The organism is Mesorhizobium sp. M2A.F.Ca.ET.046.03.2.1, from assembly GCF_003952425.1.
GTDB lineage: Bacteria > Pseudomonadota > Alphaproteobacteria > Rhizobiales > Rhizobiaceae > Mesorhizobium.
The window spans coordinates 6107148-6119531 of the sequence record NZ_CP034449.1 but is presented as its reverse complement, the minus strand read 5'-3'; the positions used below and the strand labels follow the sequence as shown (position 1 = coordinate 6119531).

9 protein-coding genes are annotated in these 12384 nt (G+C 64.7%); 4 read left to right on the top strand and 5 right to left on the bottom strand.

Annotated features, from left to right (window positions below; translation table 11 throughout):
- Nucleotides 1-2: 2 nt before the first annotated feature.
- Both EJ072_RS29075 and EJ072_RS29070 read left to right on the top strand, forming a co-directional pair.
- Nucleotides 3-380: an antitoxin Xre/MbcA/ParS toxin-binding domain-containing protein gene (locus tag EJ072_RS29075; protein WP_126082408.1), complete on the top strand. Its 378-nt coding sequence runs from the start codon at nucleotides 3-5 to the stop codon at nucleotides 378-380.
- A complete protein-coding gene (locus EJ072_RS29070) occupies nucleotides 340-1107 on the top strand; it encodes an RES family NAD+ phosphorylase (protein WP_126082407.1) in 768 nt (255 codons plus the stop codon). The genes EJ072_RS29075 and EJ072_RS29070 overlap by 41 nt, the downstream gene beginning before the upstream one ends.
- A 151-nt stretch (nucleotides 1108-1258) precedes the next feature.
- On the opposite strand, the gene EJ072_RS29065 is transcribed toward EJ072_RS29070, so the two are convergent.
- Nucleotides 1259-1963, bottom strand: coding sequence for a hypothetical protein (locus tag EJ072_RS29065; RefSeq protein ID WP_126082406.1), 705 nt, complete (start codon nucleotides 1961-1963; stop codon nucleotides 1259-1261).
- Between the two features lie 198 nt (nucleotides 1964-2161).
- Here EJ072_RS29065 and EJ072_RS29060 point away from each other — a divergent pair, with 198 nt between their 5' ends.
- The gene (locus EJ072_RS29060) at nucleotides 2162-3742 is read left to right on the top strand and encodes a glycosyltransferase family 39 protein (protein ID WP_126082405.1); all 1581 of its coding nucleotides are present in this window, start codon (nucleotides 2162-2164) and stop codon (nucleotides 3740-3742) included.
- Between the two features lie 186 nt (nucleotides 3743-3928).
- Here EJ072_RS29060 and EJ072_RS29055 read toward each other — a convergent pair whose 3' ends face one another.
- The 3 genes from EJ072_RS29055 to EJ072_RS29045 form a co-directional block, all read right to left on the bottom strand.
- Nucleotides 3929-5302: a 3-deoxy-7-phosphoheptulonate synthase class II gene (locus tag EJ072_RS29055; protein WP_126082404.1), complete on the bottom strand. Its 1374-nt coding sequence runs from the start codon at nucleotides 5300-5302 to the stop codon at nucleotides 3929-3931.
- A 135-nt stretch (nucleotides 5303-5437) separates the two neighbouring features.
- On the bottom strand, nucleotides 5438-8935 hold the full coding sequence (gene mfd, locus EJ072_RS29050) for a transcription-repair coupling factor (RefSeq protein ID WP_126082403.1): 3498 nt from the start codon (nucleotides 8933-8935) through the stop codon (nucleotides 5438-5440).
- Between the two features lie 7 nt (nucleotides 8936-8942).
- Nucleotides 8943-9230, bottom strand: a complete 288-nt coding sequence (locus tag EJ072_RS29045; RefSeq protein ID WP_126082402.1) for a succinate dehydrogenase assembly factor 2 — start codon at nucleotides 9228-9230, stop codon at nucleotides 8943-8945.
- A gap of 314 nt (nucleotides 9231-9544) precedes the next feature.
- On the opposite strand from EJ072_RS29045, the gene recG reads away from it, so the two are divergent.
- On the top strand, nucleotides 9545-11653 hold the full coding sequence (gene recG, locus EJ072_RS29035) for an ATP-dependent DNA helicase RecG (protein WP_126083785.1): 2109 nt from the start codon (nucleotides 9545-9547) through the stop codon (nucleotides 11651-11653).
- Here the strand turns inward: recG and EJ072_RS29030 are convergent.
- On the bottom strand, nucleotides 11605-12357 hold the full coding sequence (locus tag EJ072_RS29030; RefSeq protein ID WP_126082401.1) for a DUF502 domain-containing protein: 753 nt from the start codon (nucleotides 12355-12357) through the stop codon (nucleotides 11605-11607). The genes recG and EJ072_RS29030 overlap by 49 nt on opposite strands.
- Nucleotides 12358-12384 lie beyond the last annotated feature (27 nt).

Below are 12384 nucleotides of genomic sequence, written 5' to 3'. Positions count from 1 at the left end.
TTATGCAACGTCCAGTCGCGGCCGCGACGGCGGCCGAAAACGCCGTCATCACCAAGGCCACACTGCGCGCGGCCGACCTGCTCGATATCACCGCCAGGACGCTCGCTTTGGTCATCGGTGTGTCGGAGGCAACGATCTCGCGCATGCGCAAACAGGAGTTCCTGCTCGAACGCGGCACCAAGCCCTTCGAGCTGGCGGTGCTGTTCGTCCGCCTGTTCCGCTCGCTCGACGCCATCGTCGGCGGCGACGAGACTGTGGCGCGGGCATGGCTGAGGAATCCCAACATCACGCTCGACGGCACGCCGCTCGAGAAAATCCTGACCATTGCCGGACTTGTCGATGTCATTGCCTACCTGGACTCCCGGCGCGCTCTCGTCTGAGGCCGTCAGGCTCGAAGGCAAATACTGGCGCATGGTGGAGGCGCAGCACCGCGTGTCGACCCTCAAGCTGGTCGACACGCTCGACGAGCAGTCGCTGCTCGAGGACCTCGTCGAGGACACCAAGCCCCATATCCCGCTGGAATGCCGCCACCTCCATTATCTGCTGGCGACGCCTTTCCGCTACGGCTCCGTCTATCCTTACGGCTCGCGCTTCCGTCGCGCGGGCAAGACGAAAGGCGTCTACTACGCGGCCGAGACAGTGCTGACGGCGGTGGCGGAGATGGCCTTCTACCGCTTGCTGTTCTTTGCGGAGTCGCCGGCGACGCCATGGCCGAACGATGCGGCGGAATACACTGCCTTCGCCGCCGCGATCAAATGCGAGAGCGCGATCGACCTGACGCGGCCGCCGCTCGATCGGAACGAGAAGGCCTGGGCGCTGCCCACCGATTACACCGCCTGTCAGGCGATCGCCGATGTCGCGCGCGAAGCCGAGATACAGGCGATCCGCTATCGCTCGGTACGCGATCCCAAGGGCGCCAACATCGCTTTGTTGACGTGCAAGGGCTTTGCCAAGGCCAGGCCGCTGGAGCCACAGACCTGGCGCATCCGGATCGGCTCTTTCGGCCTGCAGGCGATCTGCGAATTTCCCGATAAGCGGCTGGAATTCTCACGCACCGCTTTTGCCGATCCGCGACTGGCTGGAATGCGTTGGGAACGCGGCCATTGAGTTCGGAAAAACTGTATCGAGATTCGGGTCAGGGTGAGCCGAGAAGGGTGGATTCCGAGAACCGGAGCGGAGCGTACTTGCAGTACGTGAGCACCGGAAGCGCAGGAAGCCACCATTCGCAGGCCAGCCTCACCCGAATATCGATACAGTTTTAGGCCAGGATGTTGACCGCCCGCGCCGCCACCAGCGCGATCGTCAAGAGCGAGATCATCGCTTCGGCCATCATCAGGAGCTTTGCGCGCTGCGTGAGCGGCAAGGTGTCGGTCGGCGAGAAGGCGGTGGCGTTGGTGAAAGCCAGGAAGAAATAGTCCACAAAGCCCGGCAGCCAGCCTTGTATCTCGCTATCTGGCAGCGTCATTTGCGGGAACAGGAAGTCGGCCTGCGCGCGCTTGACCAGGCCACAGGTCGGCGGCCCGCCCCTGTCCGTGCTCCAGAACCACAGCGCAAAGACGATCACATTGGTGACCCAGATGTTGAGCGCATCGACGAGCAGCGTGGTGCCGGCGCCGGCATGCCCTTCCAGCAGCGCCCGCACCAGGAAAACCAGCGATCCGCAATTCATGATGCTGATGACGCCGGTCATCACCAATGCCGTGCGGCGGATGTAGAGGCGCAATCGGCCGATCGCGTACCAATGCTCGTGGTCGACAGCCGTGCGCGTCTGCATCTGCGTCCATGCCGTCGCGATCGACAGGGGCACCAGCAGTGCCGCCTCGACGGTCGGGGCTAGCCAGCGCGGACCGCAGGACAGGTTGTTGATGACCAAAAGCTGAAGACAGATGACGACGAGAACCGCCGCGCGCGCCGACCAGAAGTCGAGCCCGCGATGATGGATGACGGCGTGCTGGTGACGCATGGAGACACCCGTATGGCTAGAACCGCGGCGCCTTGGGAGGCCCGGCTCAACCAACATTCAGCCGGCCACGGTTCTGCCCGAAGCGCCGGCGACGGGTTCCATCGCAATCTTGGTTTTACAATGTTGCGGCAGCATACATTTTCGTAAGCTTTTGCTATCGGACTGTTCAGAAATTCACCGGTGTGGTTTTAGGCCCGCATGTCGAGAACCAGCGAATCCGTTCATCTTTGGCCGGTGGCAGCCACCGCGGAACGCAATCCGCCTTCGATCTGGAACGGACTGATCCGGCATCCATGGCGATTGCTGGCGCTTTTGTGCCTCACCCAGATCGCTTGCTGGACCGTCATGCCGGCGCTCGTCAATGTTGGGCCGCCATACGACGTCGTCGAGGGGTTCATGTGGGGCCGCGAATGGGTTCTGCTGACCTACAAACACCCGCAGTTACCCTGCTGGCTGCTTGAGATCAGCCATCTACTGACCGGCTCGTTCCGCTGGCCGCAATATATGCTTTCGCAACTGCTGATCTCGACGACTTTCATCCTGGTCTATCTTCTCGCACGCGACATCATGGGGTCGACCCGCGCTCTCGCCGCGGTGTTGCTGATGCCCTCGATCTATTTCTTCGGTTGGCCGACCCCGCAATTCAACCACGACTATGCACAGATGCCTTTCTGGGCCGGCATCTCATGGCTGTTGTGGCGCGCCGCGCGCGACGGACGGCCCGGCTGGTGGCTCGCCCTCGGCGTCGTCTCCGGCCTGGGACTCTACGCCAAGTTCTCGACGGCTTTGCTGCTGGTTTTCGGCGGCATCTGGCTCTTATACGATAGCCGTGCCCGGAACCGGCTCGCCACCCCATGGCCGTGGCTTGGCCTTGCGGTTTTCCTTGGCATCGCGGCACCGCTGGCGGTCGAGCTTTTCCGACTCGATTTCCTGCCGCTGACCTACGCCGCGCACCGCAACGAATGGGTCCTCGCCCACCGCGCCAGGCTTTACTATATCGGCGTTCAGCTTGCCGGGCTTTCCGCTGTTCCCGTCGTTCTTGCTCTGTCCGGCCTGCTGCGGCGGCGAACAAGCCCCGCGCAGGAGCCCTTGCAGCCCCAGCCGGCTCCCGAGCGGCGCGCTATTATCTATCTGGCGTGGATGGGTCTGGGGCCAGCGCTCCTCATCATGATCGCCTCGCTGTTCACAGGCACCGGCGAGTCCTGGGGCGCGACGATGTACAATCTCGTGGGCGCCCTGGCGATCGCGCTCCTGGGCCACCGGCTGGGAGCGACGGAATTGCGCCGGTTGACGGTGCTGGCCCTGCTATGCGTGGTCGCCGTATCGAGCGCCTACGCCGTCACCCGCTGGACCGGCTGCAACGTCCGCGGTCACCTGCAGCCGATGTGCTGGCCGGCGCAATCGATCTCGCGGACAGCCGAGGCGATCTGGCATGACGCGGTGCCCGGGCCGTTAGGCATTGTCGGCGGCGAAGACGGCGTGGCCCGGCTCGCCGGGCTGGAAGCCGCGGACCAGCCTTCCATCTTCACGGCTCTCGACAGGCGCCTCGCACCATGGATCACCGACCAGCGCCTGCGGGATCAGGGAATGCTGCTGGTGTGGCCGAAAGGCTGGCCACTCACGCCGCAGCAATTGGCCTGGACCGACGGCCTGCCGGTCAAGACGGTGTCCTTCGACTGGTCGCTCAGGGCGCCGCCCCTGGAGATCAACTTCGCTGTCATTCCACCCGGCAGATCGAGTTTCCCGGGAGACCCGCCCGGGCCGCCCGACCCGGAATGACCGGCTAAAGCATGTCTCCCGAAAGTGGGAACCGGTTTCGGGACAAAGACATGCATGAAATCAAAAACCTAAAGCGTATGGAGCGAATCTGAAAGATCGCGACGCGCTTTAGGCTTGATCCACCCGCCTGAATTGAAAAGGCGCCGGTTTCGCCGGCGCTTCCAATGAACAAGCGCCGGGCGCTACTCAGGCGTTGGCAACCTGCTTGTGCTGGATCGGATGGCTCTTCTTGAGCAGATCCGAGACCAGGAAGGCGAGCTCGATCGCCTGATCCGCGTTAAGGCGCGGATCGCAATGGGTATGATAGCGGTCGTGCAGGTCCTCGGCCGTGATGGCGCGGGCGCCGCCCGTGCATTCGGTGACGTTCTTGCCGGTCATCTCGACATGGATGCCGCCCGGATGCGTGCCTTCGGCGCGATGCACCTCGAAGAAGGTCTGCACTTCCTTGAGAATCCGGTCGAACGGCCGCGTCTTGTAGCCGGCCGCCTCGATGGTGTTGCCATGCATCGGATCGGACGACCACACGACGCTGCGGCCTTCCTTCTTCACCGCCCGCACCAGCTTCGGCAGGTGCTCGGCCACCTTGTCGGAGCCGAAGCGGGCAATCAGCGTCAACCGTCCAGGCTCATTCTCGGGATTGAGCAGGTCGATCAATTCCAGCAAACCATCCGGCGTCAGCGAAGGTCCGCATTTCAGGCCAAGCGGGTTCTTGATGCCGCGGCAATATTCGACATGCGCATGGTCGGGCTGGCGGGTGCGATCGCCGATCCAGATCATGTGGCCCGAGGTTGCGTACCAGTCGCCGGAGGTGGAATCGACGCGCGTCAGCGCTTCCTCGTAGCCGAGCAGCAGTGCCTCGTGACTGGTGTAGAAATCGGTCTCGCGCAGCGCGAAATTGGTTTCCGACGTGATGCCGACCGCGCGCATGAATTCCATCGTCTCGGTGATGCGGTTGGCAAGCGATTCGTACTTCTCACCCTGGGGGCTGTCGGCGACGAAGCCCAGCATCCAGCGATGCACGTTCTCCAGGCTGGCATAGCCGCCCTGCGCGAAGGCGCGCAGAAGGTTGAGCGTCGCGGCCGACTGGCGGTAGGCCATCTCCTGCCGGGCGGGATCCGGGATGCGCGACCTGGCGTCGAACTCGATGCCGTTGATGATGTCGCCGCGATAGCTCGGCAATGTCACCCCGCCCTTGGTCTCGTTGTCGGAGGAGCGCGGCTTGGCGAACTGGCCGGCGACGCGGCCGACCTTCACCACCGGCTGCGCGCCGGCGAAGGTGAGCACCACCGACATCTGCAGGAAGACGCGGAAGAAGTCGCGGATGTTGTCGGCGCCGTGCTCGGCAAAGCTCTCGGCGCAGTCGCCGCCCTGGAGCAGGAAGGCTTCGCCGGCGGCGACCGCCGCCAGTTGCTTCTTCAGCTTGCGCGCTTCACCGGCAAAGACCAGCGGCGGGAACGTGGCGAGCTGGGCTTCCGTCGCCTTCAGCGCGGCAAGGTCCGGATAGGCCGGAACCTGCTTGATCGGCTTCTCTCTCCACGAATTCGGCGACCATTTCGTCATCGCTGCACCCAATACTCTTCTCGGCGAGCGCCCTTGCCCGCTATTTTCGCCCCAACAGAGGTCGCGGCTCCTTACACGAAGCCGACTGCCTATTCTAGCCGGGTTTTTCAGCGGTGGCGAATGGACCCGATGCTGCTACGCGGCCTTGTCGACGAGCCGCGCCAGCTGCGTCATCACCACGGCCGAGCCTGCCAGCCGCTTCTCCGCATTCGGCCAGTCGCGGATGAAGACGACGCTGTGGTCGGCCCTGATCTTGGCCAGCGAGCCCTGCTCGCCGATGAACTTGACCAGCCCGACCGGATTGGGGAATTCGCGCTTGCGGAAATGGATGACGACGCCCTTGGGGCCGGCATCGAGCTTCTCGACATTGGCCTTGCGGCAGAGCGCCTTGATGAAGACGATCTTCAACAGATGCGTCACCTCTTCCGGCAGCGGCCCGAAACGGTCGATCAGCTCGGCGCCGAAACCGTCGATCTCCTCGGTCGTCTCGAGGTCGCCCAGCCGACGGTAAAGCGCCATGCGGAGCTGCAGGTCCGGCACATAGCTTTCCGGGATCATCACCGCGGTGCCGACCGCGATCAGCGGCGACCAGCCGCCGTCCTGTGCCTCGCCGGTATCCTTCACCTCGGCGACCGCCTCCTCCAGCATCTGCTGGTAGAGCTCGAAGCCGACCTCCTTGATATGCCCCGACTGCTCTTCGCCGAGAAGATTGCCGGCGCCGCGGATGTCGAGGTCGTGGCTGGCGAGCTGGAAGCCGGCGCCGAGCGTGTCGAGCGACTGCAGCACCTTCAGCCGGCGCTCGGCCGTGTCGGTCAGCTTCCGGTTGGCCGGCAGCGTGAACAGCGCGTAGGCGCGCACCTTCGAGCGGCCGACACGGCCGCGCAACTGGTAGAGCTGCGCCAGGCCGAACATGTCGGCGCGATGGATGATCAGCGTGTTGGCGGTCGGGATGTCGAGGCCGGATTCGACGATGGTGGTCGACAGGAGCACATCGTACTGCCCGTCGTAGAAGGCGTTCATGATGTCGTCGAGCTCGCCCGGTGGCATCTGGCCGTGCGCCACCGCCACCTTCAGCTCCGGCACGGATTCCTTCAGGAAATCATGGATTTCGGCCAGGTCGCTGATGCGCGGCACGACATAGAAGGAATGGCCGCCGCGATAGCGCTCGCGCAGCAGCGTCTCGCGGATGACCAGCGGGTCGAAGGGCGAGATGAAGGTGCGCACCGCCATGCGGTCAACCGGAGGCGTGGCGATCAGCGACAGCTCGCGCACGCCGGTCAGCGCCAGCTGCAGCGTGCGCGGGATCGGCGTCGCCGAAAGCGTGAGCACATGCACGTCGTTCTTGAGCTCCTTTAGCCGCTCCTTGTGCTTGACGCCGAAATGCTGCTCCTCGTCGATGATCAGAAGTCCGAGATTCTTGAATGAGATCGAGCTGCCGAGCAGCGCATGCGTGCCGACGACGATGTCGATCGTGCCCTCGGCAATGCCTTTCTTGGTTTCCGTCAGTTCCTTGGAGCCGACAAGGCGCGACGCCTGCGCGATGCGGATCGGCAGGCCCGAGAAGCGCTGCGAGAAGGTCTTGAAATGCTGGCGCGACAGAAGCGTCGTCGGCACCACGACCGCCACCTGGAAACCTTCCATGGCGGCGATGAAAGCGGCGCGCAGCGCCACTTCCGTCTTGCCGAAACCGACATCGCCGCAGACCAGCCGGTCCATCGGCTTGCCGGCACCGAGATCGTCCATGACGGAATCGATCGCCGTCTGCTGGTCGTCGGTCTCCTCATAGGGGAAGCGCGCGGCAAACTCGCCATAGAGCCCCTCGGCGGGAATCATGGTTGGCGCGGAGCGCATCTGCCGCTCGGCGGCAATGCGGATCAATTGCCCGGCCATATCGAGCAGGCGCCGCTTGAGCCGCGCCTTGCGCGCCTGCCAGGCGCCGCCGCCCAGTTTGTCGAGCGTCGCTTCGGCCGAATCCGAGCCGTAGCGCGATAGAAGCTCGATGTTTTCGACCGGCAGGAACAGGCGGTCGTCGGCCGCATAGTGGATTTCGAGACAGTCATGCGGCGCGCCGACCGCTTCGATGGTGCGCAGGCCGATAAAGCGGCCGATGCCATGATCGGCATGGACGACGATGTCGCCGGCGGACAGCGACGAGGCTTCGGCAATGAAATCGGAGGCCTTTTTCTTGCGCTTCGAACGCCGGATCAGCCTGTCGCCGAGGATGTCCTGCTCGGCGACGACGACCAGACCGTCGGTCTCGAAACCGGATTCGAGCGGCAGCACGGCAAGACCCGCCTGCCCCGGCTCGAGCTTTTCGACCTCGGCAAGCGTCGCGACGGTCTTCAGATTGCCAAGATGATGTTCAGCCAGGATCTGGCCGAGCCGGTCGAGCGAGCCTTCGGTCCAGCCAGCGACAATGACACGGCGACGCGCGGCGCGCTCATCGGCAATGTGCTTCACCACCACGTCGAACACGTTGATATTCGGGTCGGCGCGCTCCTCGGCGAAGCTGCGGCCGTGCCGCGAGCCGGCATGGAAGACCTTTTTGCCTCCGACATCGGGGGCATCGAAGACGGTGAAGTCTATGTCCTCGCGCTGACCGAGCGAGGATCTGAGATTCTCCGGCGACAGGTAAAGCAGGTCCGGCGCCACCGGCTTGTAGGGCACGGCATCCTTGAGCGCGCTGTCGGCCTGTTTCCGGCGCGCCTCGTAATGGTCGAGGATCAGCGTGTGCCGCTCGGCCAGCGCCTCATGCGCCAGATGGTCGAAAACCACGGGCGCATCCGGCATATAGTCGAACACGGTCTCCAGCCGCTCATAGAAGAAGGGCAGCCAGTGCTCCATGCCGGCAAAGCGCCGGCCTTCGCTGACCGCCGCATAGAGCGCGTCGTCGCGCGACGGCGCGCCGAAAGCTTCGATATAGGAACGGCGGAAGCGGCTGATCGTCTCCGGCGTCAGCGCCACCTCGCTCATCCCCTGTAGCGACATCGACTTGCGCTGCCCGGTGGTGCGCTGTGTTGCCACGTCGAAGACGCGGATCGATTCCAGCGTATCGCCGAAGAAGTCGAGCCTGAGCGCCTCGCTCCAGCCGGGTGCGAAGAGGTCGAGAATGCCGCCGCGAACCGCGAATTCGCCGAGCCCGCGCACCGTCGGCACGCGCTCGAAGCCGGAAATCTCCAGCCGCGCGATCAGCGCGTTCATGTCGATCTGGTTGCCGGGCCTGGCGTGAAAGGTCTGCGCCTCGATCAATTCGGCCGGCGGGATGCGCTGCAACAGCGCATTCGCGGTGGTGAGGATCACGGCGCGATGCGGCTTCTTCGCCAGCGCGATCATGGCGGAAAGCGCGTCGAGCCGCCGCGCCGCGGCATCGGCGCCGGGCGAAACGCGATCGTAGGGCAGGCAGTCCCAGGCCGGCAGTTCCAGCACCGGCAGGCCCGGCGCGGCAAAGGCGAGCGCCTCGATGATCGCCGGCAGCCGCTGGCCGTCGCGCGCGACGAACAGCACCGGCTTGTCCGGCGCGATCTCCTGCGCCGTCTGGACCAGGGCGAAGGCTTCGTAGCCGTCGGCGACGCCATCGACGATGAACTGGCCGGCGCGGCCCTTGGGCAGGCCAATGGAAGGAATGAGGCTCATGCGTTTTTCAAAATGTCATGGTCCGGCGCGACGCCATGATTTTCCGCAGCACCGCGCAATCGATATCGGGCGGAACCGGGTGCTCGCCGGTGACCATCGGCAGGAAATCGTTGTCGGGAATTTCGAGAAGCCTCTCATATTGGTCGATTTCATCGCCGGTCAAGGCGCCGATCTCGGCGTCGGCGAAGCAACCGAGGATCAGGTCCATCTCGCGCATGCCGCGATGCCAGGAGCGGAACAGCAGCTTGCGGCGGCGGGCATCCAACCCCTCGCTTGATCGCTGTGTTCCGGTCATGGCAGGCTATCCTTGTTCGAAGCGGCGCATATAGCGTGGATAGAGACTGGTGTCAGCCTTGCAAGGCAAAGTAAGACACCCGACAATCAACCTGAAATGATTGCATTCCTTCGCGCCCCCCTCTGTCCTGCCGGACATCTCCCCCACTTGGGGGGAGATCAGCCGACACCTCCGCTTTCGCCAATCTTCAACGTTGCAGAATGGGCGCAGCGCCGAAGCTGCCAATCTCCCCCCTCGTGGGGGAGATGTCCGGCAGGACAGAGGGGGGCGCGAAGGAACTCGGCCTATCCAGCTTCCAAACCGGCGCAGCGCTGATGCGCCCCACCATCCTCGATCCGTTGTTTGTCCCGATCACCTCGCTCGCCGGCGTCGGCCCGAAGGTTGGCTTGCTGATCGAGAGGGTGGTGCCGGCCGACCTCGGCGATCGCGCCGCTCGCGCCGCCGAACTTCTGTTCTTGCTGCCCAACAGCGTGATCGACCGCCGCAACCGGCCCGGCATCGCGCTGTCGGCTGAGGGCCAGATCGTCACGCTGGAAGTGCGGGTCGATCGCCATCAGCCGCCGCCGCGCGGCAACAGGTCGGTGCCGTACCGCGTCTACGCCCATGACGACACCGGCGAGGTCGCGCTGACCTTCTTCCATGCCCATGCCGCCTATCTGCAGAAGATGCTGCCCGAAGGCGAGCATGTGGTGATCTCCGGCCGCATGGAGTGGTTCAACGGCCGCCCGACCATGGTCCATCCGGACCACATCGCGCCAATCGACGAGGCCGAGGGCCTGCCGCTGGTCGAGCCGGTCTACCCCCTCACCGCCGGCCTGTCGGCCAAGGTGCTGCGCCGCGCCATCGGACAGGCGCTGGGGCGCCTGCCGGAACTGCCGGAATGGCAGGACGACGCCTTCATGCGTCGGCACACCTTTCCATCCTTCAGCGATGCGCTTTCCCGCATCCATCACCCGAATGTCCCGATCGACGTTGCCGTCGAGGGATCCGCCTGGCGCCGCCTTGCCTATGACGAGCTGTTGGCCGGCCAGGTGTCGCTGGCGTTGGTGCGGGCCAGAATCCGCCGCCTCTCGGGCCGGCCGCTCATCGGCGATGACCGCATCGTCGAGAAGCTGCGCTCGGCCCTGCCTTACAGACTGACCCCCAGCCAGGAATTCGCGCTTGGCGAGATCAATGCCGATCTCGCCGACCCCGAACGCATGCTGCGCCTGCTGCAGGGCGATGTCGGCTCCGGCAAAACCGTGGTGGCGCTGCTTGCCATGGCGCGCGCGGTGGAGGCCGGCGGCCAGGCGGCCCTGATGGCGCCGACCGAAATCCTGGCGCGCCAGCATCTGGCAACCATCGCGCCGCTGGCCGAGAAAGTCGGCTTGCGCCTCGCCATCCTCACCGGGCGCGAGAAGGGCCGCGAGCGCACCGAGACGCTTGCAGGCCTTGCCAACGGCGCGATCGACATCGTCGTCGGTACGCATGCGCTGTTCCAGGAAACGGTGACGTTCCACGATCTTGTGCTCGCTGTCATCGACGAGCAGCATCGGTTCGGCGTCCACCAGCGCCTGGCCATCACCGCCAAGGGCGATGCGCCCGACATGCTGGTGATGACGGCAACGCCGATCCCGCGCACGCTGGTGCTGACCGCCTTCGGCGACATGGACGTCTCGAAGCTCACCGAGAAGCCCGCCGGCCGCCAGCCGATCCGCACCGTGACCCTGCCGATGGAGCGGCTGGACGAATTGGTGGGTCGCATGCGCGATGCGGTTGCGGAGGGGCAAAAAATCTACTGGATCTGCCCGCTGGTGGAGGAATCCGAAGAGATCAAGCTAATGTCGGCGGAGGATCGCTTTGCTTCGCTGAAACCGCTGTTCGGCGACCGGATAGGCCTCGTGCACGGCCGCATGAAGGGCGCGGAGAAGGACGAGGCGATGCGCGCCTTCAAGGACGGCGAGACGCGCATCCTGATCGCCACCACCGTCATCGAGGTCGGCGTCGACGTGCCTGATGCCACCATCATGGTGATCGAGCATGCGGAGCGCTTCGGCCTTGCCCAGTTGCACCAGCTGCGCGGCCGCGTCGGACGCGGCGACAAGCCCTCCTCCTGCGTTCTGCTTTACAAGGACCCGCTCGGAGAGACCGCGAAGCGCCGGCTTTCGGTGATGCGCGAGACCGAGGACGGCTTCCGCATTGCCGAAGAGGACCTGAAACTGCGCGGCGAAGGCGAATTGCTCGGCACCCGCCAGTCCGGCACGCCCGGCTTCCAGGTCGCTCGGATCGAATTCCATGCCGACCTGCTGGAGGCAGCACGCGACGACGCGCGGCTGATCCTGTCGCGCGACCCGGAACTGCAGTCCGAACGCGGCGAGGCGCTGCGCCTGTTGCTTTACCTGTTCGGCCGCGACGAGGCGGTACGGCTGCTGCGCGCCGGCTGAGCGCCAAGCGGCGGGTTGGCGAGACCACCTTCGACGGGTTCGCCATTCAGCGTCACCAGCTTGGCCTTGACTTCAGGGGCCACCATGCCTGCCGAGACGATCAGCTTGGCGCCGTCCTCGATCGACATGTCGAGCAGCACGATCTCGGATTTGTGCACATACATCAGGAATCCGGTGGTCGGGTTCGGCGTGCACGGCATGAACACCGCAATCAGCGGATCGCCTTCCTGATCGAGCTTCTGGTTGATCTCGGTTTCCTTCTCGCTGGCGACGAAAACCAGCGACCAGACGCCTTTGCGCGGATATTCGACCAAGCCGACCTGGCGGAACATGTCGCCCTTGTTCGACAGCACGGTCTCGAAAATCTGCTTCAGCGAGCCATAGATGCCGCGCACCAGCGGCATGCGACCCAGCAGCCGCTCGCCGAAATTGACGATGGCGCGGCCGACGATGTTGGCGGTCAGGAAACCGATCAGCGTGATCAGCACCAGCGCCACAATCAGCCCGAAGCCCGGAACCGGGAACGGCAGATAGGTATCGGGATTGTAGCGGACGGGGATGTAGGGCTTCACCCAGGAATCCACCCAGCCGATCAGCGACCAGGCGATATAGGCCGTGATCGCCAGGGGCGCACAGACGACGAACCCCGTCAGGAAGTAATTCCTCAGCCGGGTCATGCCAGAGGTCTTCAGGGCGTCGGACATGGGGCTCACCGCGGCGCATGTTGCGGC

Coding starts and splice junctions, on each gene's coding strand:
- EJ072_RS29075 (WP_126082408.1), top strand. CDS start 3: ATGCAACGTCCAGTCGCGGCCGCGACGGCGGCCGAAAACGCCGTCATC.
- EJ072_RS29070 (WP_126082407.1), top strand. CDS start 340: ATGTCATTGCCTACCTGGACTCCCGGCGCGCTCTCGTCTGAGGCCGTC.
- EJ072_RS29065 (WP_126082406.1), bottom strand. CDS start 1,963: ATGCGTCACCAGCACGCCGTCATCCATCATCGCGGGCTCGACTTCTGG.
- EJ072_RS29060 (WP_126082405.1), top strand. CDS start 2,162: ATGTCGAGAACCAGCGAATCCGTTCATCTTTGGCCGGTGGCAGCCACC.
- EJ072_RS29055 (WP_126082404.1), bottom strand. CDS start 5,302: ATGACGAAATGGTCGCCGAATTCGTGGAGAGAGAAGCCGATCAAGCAG.
- mfd (WP_126082403.1), bottom strand. CDS start 8,935: ATGAGCCTCATTCCTTCCATTGGCCTGCCCAAGGGCCGCGCCGGCCAG.
- EJ072_RS29045 (WP_126082402.1), bottom strand. CDS start 9,230: ATGACCGGAACACAGCGATCAAGCGAGGGGTTGGATGCCCGCCGCCGC.
- recG (WP_126083785.1), top strand. CDS start 9,545: ATGCGCCCCACCATCCTCGATCCGTTGTTTGTCCCGATCACCTCGCTC.
- EJ072_RS29030 (WP_126082401.1), bottom strand. CDS start 12,357: ATGTCCGACGCCCTGAAGACCTCTGGCATGACCCGGCTGAGGAATTAC.